Origin of the sequence: Streptosporangium sandarakinum (assembly GCF_050942225.1) — a bacterium.
Taxonomy (GTDB): domain Bacteria; phylum Actinomycetota; class Actinomycetes; order Streptosporangiales; family Streptosporangiaceae; genus Streptosporangium; species Streptosporangium nondiastaticum.
Window position 1 is genome coordinate 4,432,901 of record NZ_CP192034.1, and the last position, 14,688, is coordinate 4,447,588.

Below are 14,688 nucleotides of genomic sequence, written 5' to 3' on the forward strand. Positions count from 1 at the left end.
CTGGCTGATATCCGCAGTCAGGTCCTGCTTCTTTTGAGAGAAGCCGGGATCGGCCCCGCGGCCGGGCAGCGCGCAGGGGGGCGCTCGGTCCTCCGACACGGCTCTCCGCCGGTTCCTCAACCTCGGGACCGCTGGCGTTCGCGGGCCGGGCATGCGGCCCTGGCCGAATGGCTGGCCCAGCCGCCGATCACCGCAGTCATGACGGTCCCCGTGACGGCCCGCGAGCTCACCGCGGCCAAGGCCCTGCGCCAGGCGACCTGGGACGCGGCGCACGCCCAGGCGGCGCATCGGCCCCTCCCCGCCGAAGCGATCGAGACCATCAACCGGTCCGCAGCCGCGGCACCACTGGTCCCCGAGCTTGCCGCCGACGGCACGACCGCGGGCTGGGCGCCGCCGGTTCGGGCCACGCAAGCGCTGTCGACACTGGCCCGGGAGATGATCGAGCTGCTGTCCGGGCCACTCTCCGGGCGCATCCGCGAGTGCGCGAGCGACAACTGCCCGCTGGTGTTCGTCGACACGTCCCGCCCCGGCGCCCGGCGCTGGTGCGCGATGGAGCGCTGCGGCAACCGCCATAAGCTTCATGGCGCGTCGGTCAGCGAGGCGTAACGTGGCGACGGCCGCTGGCCGGAGTCCTGGGCCGGTCGTGATCGTTTCCGGGTAGAGTAGGGGCATGCTTTGACGCCTGCCCGGCACTCGGGCACCTCCGTGATCTCCTTCGTTCATCGCACCTGACTTCGAGCTGACGAAGGAGACTTTTTCCGTGACCAAGTCGATCTACATCGACGTTCCGGATGTGTTCGCCGCGTCTTATGGCGCGCACGGCGCCGAGGCACGGGCATGGATCGCCGAGCTGCCCCGGCTGGGCGGCGAGTTCCTGGACCGCTGGGGGCTGCGGCCTGATGGCCCGCCCGCATATGGCATGGCTTCGCTGGTCTTGCCCGTGCTTCAGTCCGACGGGACTCCCGCCGTCCTGAAACTTCAGCAGCTCCGGGAGGAGACCGCCGGCACGGCCACCGGCCTGCGGGTGTGGAACGGCAACGGGATCGTGCGCCTGCTTGACCATGACGAGAACAGCGCCACGGAGTTGCTGGAGCGGCTGGACGCGGCCCGGCCCCTGTCCTCGATCTCCGACGACACCACGGCCTTGCAGATCCTGGCTGAACTGATGGCGCGGCTGACCTCGGTGCCCGCCCCGCAGGATCTGCGGAGGCTGGCCGACATCGCCGCCGCCATGCTCGACCAGGCCCCGCGGGCGGTGCCGGCACTGCGCGACCCCGCCGAACAGCGGCTGGTGCGAACCTGCGTGGCCGCCGTGGCCGAACTGGTCGGCGAACCCGGCGACCGTCTGCTGCACTGGGATCTGCACTACGACAACGTTCTTGCCGGGGAACGGGAACCCTGGCTGGCGATCGATCCCGAACCGCTGGCCGGCGACCCAGGGTTCGAGTTGCTACCGGCACTGGACAATCGGTGGGATGAGGTGGAGGCCACCGGTGATGTGGCTCGCGCGGTGCTCCGGCGCTTCGACCTGCTGACCGAGGTCCTCGGCCTGGATCGGAAGCGAGCAACCGGCTGGACTCTCGGCCGCGTGCTGCAGAACGCCCTGTGGGACATCGAAGATGGCAAGGCGACACTGGAACCTGCCCAGGTCGCCATCGCCACGGCTCTGTCGCGCCGTTGGTGAGTGCCCATCTGGTCGAGGGTGGGTCGTCATGCCCACCCTCGGCTGCGGCGTTCGCGGGTTAGCCGGCGACTTGCTGTTGTTGCTTGGCGCGGGTGTGGGCCAGACGATAGGAGTCGGTGCCGGTTTCGGTGATCGTGCCACCGAAGGTGAGGCGGTCAACGATCGCGGCGCAAAGGGGGGCCCGGTAGCGATGGAGCAGAATCCAACGAACCTGCCCCCAAGGGGCCACCGGAGTACGGCGGGAACGGGCCGCACCGGACCGCAGACAGGACAGAACCCAGGTTCTGCCCTGTTCCCGAGATGTCGCCTGCCCAGGTCAGCGCGGTGAGGCCGCTACGGGAGCCGATCTGGCCCCACGCTGGCTACGGTCGTCCACAGCCGAAACCCGGCTTCCACCCTGCTGCTGACCTGCGGTCTCCACCCGCAGGTCAGCAGCAGGTTCGTTGGATTCTGCTCCGTTGCTACTGGGTGCTGTCGCGCCGCGACATCTCGCTGCGCGAGAAGACCCTGTGGCGGATGCTGTATGAGACCGCCGCCCGGGCCGCCGAGATCCTCGCCCTTAACGTCGAGGACCTCGATCTGGAGCACCGGCACGCCCCCATCCGCTCCAAGGGCGGCGCCACCGAATGGGTGTATTGGGACACCGGCACCGCCCACCTGCCGCCCCGCCTGCTCCGACTCCCCGACGGCAGCACCCGCACGCACGGCCCTCTGTTCCTGTCCGAACGGCGGCCTGTCCCGGCCCGCCGCCCGGGCGCCGGCGACATATGCCCGCACACCGGCCGGGCCCGCCTCGGCTACGACCGCGCCCGCGTCCCGCTTGACACCTACGCCGGGCTCGACCTGCACCAGCTGCGCCACAGCGCCGCCACCCACCTCGGCGAAGCCGAAGTCCCGCTGCAGCTCATCATGGGCAAGACCCGCCGCAAGAACCCCCGCACCGCCATGCGCCACGTCAAACCCGGCCCTGAAGCCATCGCCAAGATCACCACCATCCCCGGCCCACCCCGCCGCACCCAGTGACCATGTCGTCGACCAGCCGGAAGACCCTTCAAGATCATCCCAATGTGGATTTTGGGCTTATGTGGGCTGCCCCCTACTAGGCGCCGATCCGGCGGCGCACGGACGCCGAGAGCTGGTCGACCGCGATGACGAGCACCATCACCACCATGAGGTGGGTGACCATCTCGTCGAACCGGAAGAGCTTGATCGACTGGTTGACGAGGAAACCGATGCCGCCGGCGCCGACGAGGCCGAGCACCAGGGACGAGCGCACGTTGACGTCGAACCGGTAGAGCAGCAGACCCACGAACTGTGGCACCACCGCCGGGAGCACGGCGTGCAGGGCCACCTGGAGCCCGGAGGCGCCGTTGGTGCGCAGGGCGTCGCGCGGACCGAGGTCGATCTCCTCCATCGCCTCCGCCCACAGCTTGCCCATCACCCCCGTGTTGTGGAAGATCAGCGCGAGCACGCCGGCGAACGGGCCCAGTCCCACGGCGGTGACGAACACCAGCGCGAAGACGACGTCGGGCACCGCCCGCAGGAACGACAGGACCGACCGTCCGACCTGGTAGGCCCACCGGTTCGGCGTCGTCGTCCGCGCCGCGAGAAGCGCGAGCCCGAGCGCGAAGGGCACGGACAGCGTGGTGCCGAGCAGCCCGATGTAGAGCGTGACGAGCGCGGCGTGGATGCCGGGAGAGAGCACCCGCGACCACGACAGGTCCGGCGGCAGGGCCTGGCCGAGGAAGTCGGCCATTCCCCGCCAGCCCTCCACGAGCGCCGCCGGGGAGAACTCGGTGCCCCGCCAGGCGAGGACGTGTGCGGCCACCAGGACCGTGATGACGACGCCGGTCGTCAGCGAGGGCCGGCGTCGCCGTGGCGGAACGAGCGGTCTACTCGGTGTGAGGACGTCCATGCTCAGCGGTACTCCTGCTCGGCGGTGCGGCGGTCGGGGGCGTAGAGGGCCTCCAGATCCGCTTCGGTGAGGGCCCCGGCGGGGGCGTCGACGGCGACCCGCCCACCCAGCAGACCGACGACGCGGTCGGCGTGCCGGCGGGCGAGGAGGGGTTGGTGGAGCACGGCGGCGACGGCGAGGCCCTGATCACGGGCGAGTTCGGCCAGCAGGCCGACCACCTGTTCGGCGGCCACCGGGTCGAGGGCGGACACCGGCTCGTCCGCGAGGACGATGCTCGCCCGCTGGCACAGGGCGCGGGCGATCGCGACCCGCTGCTGCTGCCCGCCGGACAGGCGCCCGGCTGGTTCGGCCGCGCGGTCGGCCAGGCCGACCCGGTCCAGACAGACCATAGCCTCCTCCCGGAGATCGCGGGGGAACAGCAGCGGCGTGAGCGAGTGCCGCAGTGGCAGCCGTCCGAGCGCCCCGGCGCAGACGTTGTCGAGCACGCTGCGGCGACGGACGAGATGGACCTGCTGGAAGACCATGGCCGTCCGTCGGCGCAGCCGTACCGATTCGGCGTCCCGCGCCGCGCCAGCCTCGCGGCCGTGGATGTGGATCGTGCCGTCGTCGGGCGTCTCCAGCCCGACGACGCAGCGCAGCGCGGTGGACTTGCCGCAGCCATTGGCGCCGAGCAGTGCCAGGAACTCCCCGGACCGGAGCCGCAGATCCAGCGCGTCCAGCACCGTCCTGCCGGAGAAGGACTTGCGCAGCCCCCGGATCGCGAGCGCGACGCCCGGGTCCGCCGCCCCCTCCACGGGGGAGGCGGAGAGGGCGGCGGGAAGGTCGGCGGCCCCGCTCCCGGAGGGGAGCACGGGAGGACCGCTCCCGCCCGGTGCCGCTCGGCCGGCGGGCGGCGGCACGCGCCGGACCTCCTCGGTGGGCATCATCGTCAGGCGTCCTTCTCGGTCAGGTTGAGCGTGGTGGCGAGATCGAACAGCGGCTTGTAGGTATCCGTGGTCACGGCGACCAACGGGCCGGGCGGATCGACGTCGAGGAAGGCGCCGACCTTGGCGACATCGGCGGCGTCCAGTTCGAGCAGCGCCTTGGCGACCGCCCCGCGGAACCGCTGGTCGAGCTTGCCGTGCACGGTGATCGGGTCGTTCGGGATCGGCTCGGAGCTCCAGATCCGGCGGTACTTCGACGGGTCGAAGGTGCCGGCGGCCTGCGCGGTCGCGAGCTGCTGACTGTTGATCTCAGCCGCGTCTGCCTTGCCGTTGACCAGGGCGAGCAGCGCCTCGGGGTGCCCGCCCGCGTAGTCGATCCTCACGCTGGACTCGGTGAGACCCGCGGTCTTGAGCGCGTACCGGGGCAGGGCATCGCCGGAGGTCGAGCCGGGGCTGGACAGGGCGAGGGACTTGCCGGCGAGGTCCTTGACCGAGGTGATCGGCGACTTCGCCGGCACCCAGATACCGCCGGTGTAGGTGGTCAGGGAGCCCTTCGCGTCGGCGAACGAGGCGACGGCCCGCGCGTCGGCCATCCGGCTGGCGAACACGTAGCCGAGCGGCCCGAACTGGGCCAGCTCCAGCTGGCCGTTGCGCATCGCCAGCACCTCGGCCGAGTAGTCCTCGACGACCTTCAACTCCACCGGGCAGCCGAGTTCGCGCTGCAACGCGGAGGCGAGGACCTCGTAGGCGGGCTTGAGCTTGGCCGGATCCTCATAGGGCTCGACGCCGAAGCGGACTCTGCCGCCGGGACAGGTCGCACCGGCGTTACCGGACGCTCCGGTGCCGCCACAGCCGGAAAGGAGCGGAAGCAGTGCCGAGGCCGCCGCCACGGCGGCCAGGAGACGTCGTGTACGCATGGGGTTCTCTCTTCCTAAGGGGTCGGTCGTTCACCGGCGGAGACGGTGCGATCGGTCCCGCACATGTCCGGCGGGCCGCGGTTGATGGGCCGGGGACGGGAGCAGGGGCGGTGAGCGGGGGGCCACGGTCGCGGGCCGGGGTCAGCCCAGCAGGTCGTCGAGGACCTCCGGGGCCAGACCGAGCGCGGTGGTCATCCCGATGCCGGAGGTGACGGAGACCACCCGGACGCCGGACATGGGCGTGGCGACCAGGAACGGCTGCGCGGCCGAGGCGTACACGCCGCGCCAGCGCTCGCGCACCGTGAGGCGGTCGACGCCGAGCAGGCGTCCCGTCTCGGCCAGGACGTGCCGGTCGAGTTCGTCGGCGTTGAACGGTTCGAGGGTGGTGGCGTAGGCGTGGGTGTCGCCGATGACGAGATCGCCGTCCGGGCGCTGGGTGAACATCAGATTCAACCCGGCGGCGAACAGGGCCGGGTGGTTCGCCTCCAGCCGCGCGCGAAGCGCCGGCAGGGTGGGGCAGGCGGCGAAACCGTCGTAGCGCAGGAGCGAGAAGCCGCTGAGCACCGCGGGGTCCACCGCTTGGCCGTGCGGGTCGTGAACACGCAGCATGTGCAGGGCGCAGCGGCGCACCGCGGCCTGTTCCGCCAGCTCCGGGAAGTGGCGGTCCACATCGTGCCCCACCGCCACCACCACCCGCCCGGCCCGGATCCGTCCCCGGCTGGTGCCCACCAGGTCCGGTTCGACGGTGTGCACCGTGGTGCCCCAGTGGAACCGAACACCGTGGGCGGCCAGCCAGCCGGCGATCGCGTGCGTGGCCTCCCGCGGGTCGACGCGCACGTCCATCGGCAGCCAGGCGCCGCCGGTCACGCCCGGACCGGTGGGCACCCTGCCGGCCACCTCGGCCGGGTCGAGCAGCACCACCTGATCACCGCGGGCGGCGTGGAACTCCTCCAGGACCGCGTACTCGTCCTCGGCCCGCGCGACGACGACGGTGCCACCGTCGCGGAGCCAGAAACCGGCCTCCCTGGCCAGGCGCAGCCAGGTGGTCCGGGCGGCCGTCGCGTACCGGAGGGCGTCGCCGTCCTGGACCGTGAAACAACCGTGCCCGAAGTTGCGCACCGAGGCGCCGGTGGCCCGCTCGTCGCGTTCGATGACGGTGACGGACAAGCCGCGGCGTACCGCGTCCACGGCGTGGGCGAGACCCACGATGCCCGCGCCGACGATGACGAGGTCGGCGGAGTCGAGTGGCTGGTTCCGCAGCAGATGACTTGTCATGACAAGTAAGGTGCTCGGCGTCGCGGCCCGCCGTCAAGAGCGGCGAACGACATGTCACCCGCTGTTTGCATGGACTTCATTTCCGCAGCTCGAAGTGCTTTTTAGCGATACTGCCCCTTCCGTCCCCCGCTCGCGCTTCCTGTATTGTCAAGTCGCATGGACGGACCCCTGCACGAGCGCATCGCCTCCGACCTGCGCCGCCGCATCATCTCCGGTGAGCTGCCGGTGGGCGCGGCCGTACCCTCCGAGTCGCAGTTGTGCGAAGAGTGGGGGGCCTCCCGTGGACCGGTCCGCCAGGCACTCGCCGCGCTGCGCGCCGAAGGGCTGGTCGGCGGCGGCCGCGGCAAGCCTCCGGTGGTGCGCAGCCAGGCGATATCCCAGCCCTTCGAGACGTTCCTGTCGTTCTCCCGGTGGGCCAGGGGGATGGGTCGGACGCCGGGCCAGCGCACCCTGGAGATCGCCCGGCGGCCGGCGTCACCGGAGGCCTCCGATGCACTGGGGCTGGATGAGGGGGAACCGGTCGTCCAGGTCCTGCGGCTGCGGCTGCTGGACGGGCTGCCCACGATGATCGAACGCACCACGTTCGTCTGGCCCGTCGGCCGGCTGCTCTTCGACCACGACTGCGACTCCGGGTCGGTCTTCGCCTATCTGAGCAGCCAGGGCGTGGACCTCAGCGTGGCCCGCCACGTCATCGACGCAATCACCGCTGACGACACCGACGCCGCGCTCCTGAAGATCTCCCCCGGGGCGCCCCTGCTGCGTGAGCGCCGCCGCACCTCCTCCGCCACCGGCGAGCCCATCGAGTACTCCGACGACCGCTACCGGCCCGACATCGTCTCTTTCACCATCGAGAACTCCCAGCAGGCCCACCCGGCACTGCTGCGCAGCTCGAACCGGCATGAGCCGCCCCACTCGCGGCGCGACGACCCGCCCACGCCGGTATCGGCCGGCTGAGCAGCCCCACCCGACACCCCTGAGGACACACGTCATGATCGAACTGGCAGTTCTGGATATCGCCGGCACCACCATTGAGGAGCACGGCGCCGTTTACATCGCTCTTGAGGAGGCCGTGCGCGCCGCGGGCGGCCATCCGACCCCCGCGGACATCCGGCGCTGGATGGGCGCCGACAAGCGCGAGGCCATCACCGCGCTGCTCACCGGAGAGGCGGGCGGCGCTCCCGAAAGGAGCACCGTCGACGCCGTCTTCGCCGACTTCCGCGACCGCCTGGACTCCGCGTACGCCGACCGGCCGCCGGCGCCCCTGCCCGGTGTCCCCGAGGCCCTCGCCACATTGCGCGCCGCCGGTGTCAAAGTGGCCCTCACCACCGGCTTCGACCGGGGCGTGACCGACGCGCTGCTGGCACGGATCGGCTGGGAGGACGGGTTCCTCGACGCGGTCGTGTGCGTGGACGACGTCGCCGCCGGGCGTCCGGCACCGTACATGATCTTCCGGGCGATGGAGGCGACCGGCGTCCGTGACGTCAGCCGGGTGCTCACGGCGGGCGACACGGTCCGCGACCTCGAAGCCGGCTCCAACGCGGGCGCGGGCATCGTGGTCGGGGTGCTCACCGGCGGCCTGGACGCCACCGCGCTCGGCGCGGTCCGCCACACCCACCTGCTGCCCGGTGTGGCCGACATCCCGGACCTGCTCTCCCTGGCCTGATGATCTCGGGCTTCGCGCCGAAGGGCCTTCGAGGAGGATCGGTACAGAAATTAGCGGTAGATGCTGCCACCTGCGGAAATGTGATAGCCGAACCCGGCAGAATGGTCGTTCTCTCGGATGTGGCCGGGCCGGGGGTGGCGGTCGTGAACTGGAGAAACGTCTCTGTCCACGGCCCTACCGCCAAAACTCGTACCGATCCTCTTCGAAGGCCTCCAGGACAGCATCGACGCTATCGCAGATAATCGCCAAGTATCTGCGGTCAACCGCACCCAAAAGGCTCAACACGAAACCGCACAGCGATGGCCAGCGCGGACAGGGCTTAGAGGGCGACTCATTTGGTGAGTCGGCGGTAGCAGATGAGGGCCGCGGCGATGGTGACGAAGGACGCGAAGTGATCAGCTCGACGTTCATAACGCCGGTGTAGGCGGCGGTAGCCGACCAGCCAGGAGACGGTCCGCTCCACGACCCAGCGGTGCCGGCCGAGCCGCCGGCCGGACTCGATGCCGCGGCGAGCGATGCGCGGGATGATGCCTCGGCCGCGCAGAAAGGCCCGCAGGTGGGGATAGTCGCATCCCTTGTCACCGTGAAGCTTGGCGGGCTTGCGGCGCCGCGGTCCGCGGCGCGAGCGGATCGGCGGGATGCTTCGGACCAGTGGTTCGACGGCCAGGCTGTCATGGGTGTTGGCGGCACTGATCGCGACAGAGATCGGCAGACCGGTCCGCTCGGTGATGAGATGGATTTTCGACCCGCTCTTGCCGCGATCGACAGGATTCGGGCCTGTCAGCTCCCCCCTTTGACCGCACGCAAGCTGACCGAGTCGATCGCGCAGCGCGACCAGTCCAGCTCACCCCGGGCGCCGAGCTCGTCCAGGATGATGCGGTACAGCTTGGCCCACACCCGGGCGGCGCTCCATTCGGCGAACCGACGATTGACGGTCTGCCAGGAGGCGCCGAAGACCGGCGGCAGCTGCCGCCAGGCGCACCCGGCCGTGGCCACGTACACGATCGCCGCCAGGATCATCCGATCGTCCACGCGCCGTCGGCCACCGCCTTGCGGTCGGGCGGGCACCGGCGGGACGACCCGCTGGAACAGCCCCCCACAACTCATCAGGGACCAGTCGCTGAAGGAACGCATCCACGGACGATCTAACGACTGACCTCCAAATGAGTCACGCTCTTAGCGCCAACGGCTGTCCCCAGGTTCCTCAACCCCGGTGCGGCGCGGGGGCGGGCCTACGGTGGCGGCATGGGGGTCCTGGTAGTAATCGCGGAAAATCCAACGGATATGCCTCTGGCCTGCTCTGATGCAAGAGCGTCGCAGGGCTGATACGCCAGCTGGCGAACACTGCGCACCGAGCCGAGGGCGCTGCCGGACCTTGCCCGGATGCGCTACGTCGATGCTGATCAGCGATATTCGTTAGATTTTCCGCGATTACTACTGGAACCCCCTCTACGCGCGCGTGACCCTGTCGGAAAAGTCGGAGAATTCCGCGCCGACGTGCCGTCGCGAGGGAGCGGCCAACGTGCCAGGATAAATCACGTCAAGCCGTAACTCGCGTGGGCCGGTATCGCAGGGCGACCGCCCCCGACCGGAACTCACGGCGGTCCACGGGCTCGAGCTGGATGCGCTCGCGCAGACCGGCGAGCAACGTCGGCCCGTGTCCGGCAAGGACCGGCTGCACAAGGAACTCGTACTCGTCGATCAGTCCCAGCTCTGCCAACGCCAGGGGGAGCGTCACGCCACCCACCCACAGGCCCTCGCCTGACTCCTGCTTGAGCCGCTGAACCGCTTGCCCGAAGTCGCCTCGCACCAGCTCGGCATTCCAATCGACCGCGCTCAGCGTGCTCGACACGACGTACTTCTTCGCCCGGTCGATGGTCTCGGCGAACGGGATCTGCCGCTCATCCATCCAGTCAGGCCACGTGTCCGTGGCCGGCTTCCGCCACGCCGACTCCATCATCTCGTAGGTCACCCGGCCGAATAGCAGGGCATCGGCTCGCTCCATCTCAGCGGTCCAGTAACGCATCGACTCCTCGTCCGGAGGGAGCCCTGCCTCGTGATGGCAGCAGCCGTCGAGCGTGACGTTGATCGAGTATCGAAGTGGTCTCATCTCGTTGTTCTCCCTTGATGCGCGCAGCGCGTTTTCACCGGACGTCTACTTAGACGGCTGTCGGCGCCATTTCTCATCGGCGCCCGATCGCAGCGCTCCGTCCCGCCCAGGGGGGTGCCTCCCCTCTTCGGTCCCGCACCGGACCGTGGGGAAGAGCCGCACAGGGCGCCGCTGCCGATCCACTTTGCGCGGGCGCCCGGTCCTGCCGGTCGCCCCGGCGGGGGCCGAGCGTAGCCGTCGCGTCCCGCCCCTCAAGGCCGCTCCTCGCCGCGCTCGGACGGCCTTGACCGCCGGGCCCGCCGACGGCTGGAAGACCTCGGCCCGGGGCGCCGAAAGAGCGGGAAGCGCGGAGCAAGTTAGTAGTCAAGTCCGACTTGCCGGGCCAGGCCCCCGCGGGCGCGCCGGTCCGGCCCGCCCGCGGTGAGCGGGACCGAGGCGGCCGGGGCCGGCAGAGCGGGCCGCACAGGCGAGAAGACCCCACCAAGATCACACGACAAGCCAAGCCGGAGAAGGCGGAGACACCACGAAGATCACCAACACGACAAAGACAGCAAGATCAAAGAGAGGAGGCAGACAAGAGGAGAACTGTCCGTTCCAGGTGCCGTTGGCGGATGGAGCAGGGTCTGACCTGCGGCACGGCACCTCGATCCGGACGGTTTCGAGGAGAGCCGTCCAGGTTCTCTTGTCAGTCAGGAGCGGATGTCCGTAAGGAATCAACCGTCCAGTAAACGATCTTTCAGCCATGAACGACCAAGTAGCGGTGCTCAGTCTCGGTGCCTGCCTACGCAGGCGTCTTGAGCAGCGCCACCAGCTATCGACCACGACTCGTGGCTGGCAGTAGTTCGGCGGAGTGGTCACTGATGACGCTGGTGATCGCCGTTCAGGGCGCGGTGGCAGATCTCCATCAACTCCGGACGATTGCGAGCCAGCTCGCCCAGTGCGAACAGGATGACCACCCCGAAAATGAGCACCACCGAAGTTCCGGAATAGACGGCGACGGCCAGGCAACTACCCGTGAACCCGAGTCTGTCGACGACCAGCGAGGAAGCATGGAACGGGAGGAGTGGCGCAACGGCGGCGACGGTCAAGCAGAGCGCCGCAAGCCAGGTGGGTCGTGCCGGGTTGCGCCCGAGAGACGGAGGCTTTTTCATCCTGATGGCCTGGTGCGGCAAGCCTGCGGAGAACGGCACCGTGGAGCCCGCAGGAGCTTGCAGCGGAGTGGTCCACCGTCTACGGCCAACTCGCGGGGGTCGCGGACGGTGGGTTCTGCTCACCTCGGATCAGGAACGGCTCCGCACAGGTAGGTGGCCTCCTCCAGCAGCTGCGGCGTCATCGTGATCCCGGTGAGGCGCTCGGCCAGGAGGAACGCCGGCCCTTCGTTGGGGTCGGTGTGTGGAGGGTAGACGGAGTCGATCCGCTCCATGGTCTCCGCGAGTTCGTCCGGCATCTCCTCTGAGTAGCCTTCCCAGTGCGGGAACTCGCGCTGGATCTTTCCGTCTTTGATCCAGTGGGAATAGCCGTCCTGGTGCTGGAACTCGAACCGGATCTTTCCGTCTTCGATCCAGTGGAAGTAGTCCATGCACTTGATGTCGAGGTAGAAGTGGGAGACGAGGCGGGTGCCCGCCGACAGCGGCACGATGATCTCGTCGGTGACGCCGAGCCTGCCGTTGGCCTCGACGATGAGTACCCAGTCGCCTACAGCCGTGACGCCGAAGAACATGCTCTTCCCGTCGTAGCCGGAGTAGGCGGTACTCGTCAGCTCATCAAGCGTCATGTGAGAGCAGTCTTCGACCCGGACGCCGAGCCGGGTCACCAGTTCCTCAGGTGTCAGGCCGCGGACGTAGGTGAAGCAGTAGGCACCCCCAGATCGGGGAGGTGCTCGGAGGGGAACCGGGAGTAGTCGCCAGGGGTCGCGATCATCCCGTCATGCTCGCAGCGCCCACCGACACAATGAACCTTTTCCTCATTGAGCGATCCGGCGGTTCTGCAGGACGGCGATGGCCTTGCACAGGTGCCCGGCCTTGTTAGGGCTGCAGCGAAGCCTGCGGAGGATGCACCAGCTCTTGAGCTGGGCATTCGCCCGCTCACCCGGGCCTCGAAAGTAGGCGTGTGACCGGTTGGCCCGCTTCTGGGACTCTGGCTTGTTTCTCCCTCGGCACGGGGTGATGACCGGGCTTTCCGCCCCCTGATAGGCCTTGTCGGCGAGCGTGACGACGCCGGCCCGCTCCAGCTCGCGCAGGACGCCCCAGATCCGGGCGGCGCTCAGGTCGTGGGCCTTGCCGGGCAGCGCTCCGGACGTCCACAGGAGCGTCCCGTCCGGGGTGGCGATGACCTGGACGTTCATCCCGTGCACGCGGTGCTTGCCGGAGAAGTACGACCGGTCGGCTCTCACCCGGTCGGCGCGGATCAGCGTGCCGTCCAGCACCAGATAGTGCAGTCCGTCCTTCTTAGCTTTGCGTACCGCCTGCCGGAGTTTCGGAGACCGCGCCGACAGAGCCTCACCGTCTCTTCCACGTAACGCCAGGCGGTTGCCGTCGACACTCCGAACCCGGCGGCGAGTTCGCTGAATGTCTCGCTTTTGCGCAGGTAGACCAAGACGAGCAGGGCTTGTTGTCCTGGGTTCAGCCGCCGCCAGATCGATCCGATCGCCTTGCGGCGCCGGCGGATCAGCCCGGCCACGTAGTTCAGCGTTGAACGCGACACATCGACCGCGGCACGGTAGAACAGCACCGGTAGCTCCTGGTCGTGACGGGTCTGGGCGTGGTGATCAATCCGTCTACCAGGAGCTTTCTACGCCATCAGGCGAACGTCAGAGTCGCGATCATGCTGTGACCAGTAGGCCCGTCCCCAGAGGGTGGAAAAGGTTCACGGCTGCCCTTGGCAGGAACGATCGAAAGAGCCGGTACAGCAGGACGCCCGCCGCAAACGCGCAGATACCCATCAGAAGGTCATCGCCGTGCGCGGCGACCTGCACGACGACGGTGGAGTTCGCTGCCCGCAGCGTGCCATCCCCGATGGCGTACAAGGCGCCTGCCACTGAGATGTCCGAGCCCATCGACACCTCAAGAGGAAGCTTGTGGGGTATGTCCGTGCAAATGCACGGCCACCACTCCGTGCGCCTGCCCAGCACCTTCGATCGCAGACGCCAGCCCCCAGATCGCCGCAACGATCCCCGCCAGCAGCGAGAGGCTGGCGAACCATCCCACAAACGTGCGACTCACGCGATCCCTCTGGCCATCGCATTCATCCCGTTCGCCCGCGAGCACGACTTGGTCATGGTCGGGCCGCTTCGCGTGGCGGCGCACTGGCGACCTGGCGTCTGCCGGCGAGGTAGACAGTGATCACAAAGACGGCCAGGGCTGCACACATCACGACTATCCCCTGCGTGACGCCGGTACCGGATCCCTCCGCCCACCACGACCACGTCGCTACAAAGAGGACGCCCATCAGCACAATGGGAAGAAAGACGGGGGCGAGTAGCACCATGCTCCTGCGCCCTCGCGGGGATCGTGCGACCAACCCGCAGATGATCGCCGCCAGACAGGGCGGAACCAACATCCCCGACAGAAGTCCCCCGGCAGGCCACAGCTGAATGGTCGTGATGGCCCCCAGCACGATGGCGAACCAGATCAGGATTCTGCGGCGGCAACTCGTTGCACCCCGAGTTGTGGACGGGTGGCGCCCGTCAGGAGTACGGCCACGGCCACGTACGGAAGAAGGAGCAGCCCAAGAGGGAGCAGCTCACTGAAACGCCAGCTGTACGAACTCGAAATGATCATGTCCGCGCCGAACCAGGTGGTCCATGCCCAAGCCAGGCCGGCCGCGATCCACCTGTGGTCATGCCAGACGAGCACCATGACGGCGACGTAGACCAGGAGCCGGAGTGTCTGCTCGACGACGTCCCCCGTCGATAGCACCCCTGGCTCCGGTCCTCGCTGGACATACATCCCAATGTCCCGGACAGCCGCGGGGAACTGCTGGATCAGCAGAACCAGCGGTCCGAGGACGGCGGCGACGCGGGCCGCATCGCGCCACCACATCCAAGATTGCGGACTGATGGGCCGGCGTAAGCGAATGGCGGCCGCTTCACCGATCAGGTCGGCCACGTCCTGCGGATGCGGACGGCGACGGCCGGGCCGCGGCCGCGCGCCGGCGACGCCGCTACGCCGAGATCGTGCGACTCGGCACCGCTCTGGCCCGC

14 protein-coding genes and 2 pseudogenes are annotated in these 14,688 nt (G+C 69.0%); 5 read left to right on the forward strand and 11 right to left on the reverse strand.

The window, feature by feature from the left end; all coding sequences use genetic code 11:
- Nucleotides 1-33: 33 nt before the first annotated feature.
- The 3 genes from ACQP10_RS20830 (at nucleotide 34) to ACQP10_RS20840 (ending at nucleotide 2,707) form a co-directional block, all read left to right on the forward strand.
- Nucleotides 34-606 carry a CGNR zinc finger domain-containing protein gene (locus ACQP10_RS20830; RefSeq protein ID WP_433539530.1) on the forward strand — a complete coding sequence of 191 codons (573 nt, stop codon included), beginning with the start codon at nucleotides 34-36 and terminating at the stop codon, nucleotides 604-606.
- 154 nt (nucleotides 607-760) lie between these two features.
- Nucleotides 761-1,684 (forward strand): aminoglycoside phosphotransferase family protein, encoded by a 924-nt coding sequence (locus tag ACQP10_RS20835; protein ID WP_433539531.1) that lies wholly within the window; start codon nucleotides 761-763, stop codon nucleotides 1,682-1,684.
- A 468-nt stretch (nucleotides 1,685-2,152) separates the two neighbouring features.
- Nucleotides 2,153-2,707: a tyrosine-type recombinase/integrase gene (locus ACQP10_RS20840; RefSeq protein WP_433539532.1), complete on the forward strand. Its 555-nt coding sequence runs from the start codon at nucleotides 2,153-2,155 to the stop codon at nucleotides 2,705-2,707.
- Nucleotides 2,708-2,783: 76 nt separating this feature from the next.
- On the opposite strand, the gene phnE is transcribed toward ACQP10_RS20840, so the two are convergent.
- The 4 genes from phnE to ACQP10_RS20860 all read right to left on the reverse strand — a co-directional run bounded on the left by phnE (nucleotide 2,784) and on the right by ACQP10_RS20860 (nucleotide 6,714).
- Nucleotides 2,784-3,599 (reverse strand): phosphonate ABC transporter, permease protein PhnE, encoded by an 816-nt coding sequence (phnE, locus tag ACQP10_RS20845; protein WP_433539533.1) that lies wholly within the window; start codon nucleotides 3,597-3,599, stop codon nucleotides 2,784-2,786.
- A 2-nt stretch (nucleotides 3,600-3,601) separates the two neighbouring features.
- Nucleotides 3,602-4,450, reverse strand: a complete 849-nt coding sequence (locus tag ACQP10_RS20850) for a phosphonate ABC transporter ATP-binding protein (protein ID WP_386150571.1) — start codon at nucleotides 4,448-4,450, stop codon at nucleotides 3,602-3,604.
- Between the two features lie 77 nt (nucleotides 4,451-4,527).
- Nucleotides 4,528-5,439, reverse strand: a complete 912-nt coding sequence (locus ACQP10_RS20855; protein ID WP_346021101.1) for a phosphate/phosphite/phosphonate ABC transporter substrate-binding protein — start codon at nucleotides 5,437-5,439, stop codon at nucleotides 4,528-4,530.
- 141 nt (nucleotides 5,440-5,580) lie between these two features.
- On the reverse strand, nucleotides 5,581-6,714 hold the full coding sequence (locus ACQP10_RS20860; RefSeq protein WP_399500979.1) for a TIGR03364 family FAD-dependent oxidoreductase: 1,134 nt from the start codon (nucleotides 6,712-6,714) through the stop codon (nucleotides 5,581-5,583).
- Nucleotides 6,715-6,870: 156 nt separating this feature from the next.
- On the opposite strand from ACQP10_RS20860, the gene ACQP10_RS20865 reads away from it, so the two are divergent.
- Entirely contained in the window at nucleotides 6,871-7,668 is a 798-nt protein-coding gene (locus ACQP10_RS20865; RefSeq protein WP_346021099.1) for a GntR family transcriptional regulator, read from the forward strand.
- A gap of 34 nt (nucleotides 7,669-7,702) precedes the next feature.
- Complete coding sequence (locus tag ACQP10_RS20870; RefSeq protein WP_433539534.1) at nucleotides 7,703-8,377, forward strand: phosphonatase-like hydrolase; 675 nt, start codon at nucleotides 7,703-7,705, stop codon at nucleotides 8,375-8,377.
- 331 nt (nucleotides 8,378-8,708) lie between these two features.
- Here the strand turns inward: ACQP10_RS20870 and ACQP10_RS20875 are convergent.
- From ACQP10_RS20875 to ACQP10_RS20905, 7 genes and pseudogenes are all read right to left on the reverse strand, one after another.
- Nucleotides 8,709-9,515, reverse strand: a pseudogene (locus ACQP10_RS20875) (IS5 family transposase).
- A gap of 402 nt (nucleotides 9,516-9,917) precedes the next feature.
- Nucleotides 9,918-10,487, reverse strand: coding sequence for a dihydrofolate reductase family protein (locus ACQP10_RS20880; protein WP_433539535.1), 570 nt, complete (start codon nucleotides 10,485-10,487; stop codon nucleotides 9,918-9,920).
- 854 nt (nucleotides 10,488-11,341) lie between these two features.
- Nucleotides 11,342-11,575 carry a hypothetical protein gene (locus ACQP10_RS20885; RefSeq protein ID WP_433539536.1) on the reverse strand — a complete coding sequence of 78 codons (234 nt, stop codon included), beginning with the start codon at nucleotides 11,573-11,575 and terminating at the stop codon, nucleotides 11,342-11,344.
- A gap of 182 nt (nucleotides 11,576-11,757) precedes the next feature.
- Nucleotides 11,758-12,300 (reverse strand): DUF6461 domain-containing protein, encoded by a 543-nt coding sequence (locus tag ACQP10_RS20890; protein ID WP_433539537.1) that lies wholly within the window; start codon nucleotides 12,298-12,300, stop codon nucleotides 11,758-11,760.
- Between the two features lie 150 nt (nucleotides 12,301-12,450).
- Nucleotides 12,451-13,217, reverse strand: a pseudogene (locus ACQP10_RS20895) (transposase family protein).
- 91 nt (nucleotides 13,218-13,308) lie between these two features.
- The gene (locus ACQP10_RS20900) at nucleotides 13,309-13,542 is read right to left on the reverse strand and encodes a hypothetical protein (RefSeq protein ID WP_433539538.1); all 234 of its coding nucleotides are present in this window, start codon (nucleotides 13,540-13,542) and stop codon (nucleotides 13,309-13,311) included.
- A 574-nt stretch (nucleotides 13,543-14,116) separates the two neighbouring features.
- The gene (locus tag ACQP10_RS20905) at nucleotides 14,117-14,593 is read right to left on the reverse strand and encodes a hypothetical protein (RefSeq protein WP_433539539.1); all 477 of its coding nucleotides are present in this window, start codon (nucleotides 14,591-14,593) and stop codon (nucleotides 14,117-14,119) included.
- Nucleotides 14,594-14,688: the final 95 nt, after the last annotated feature.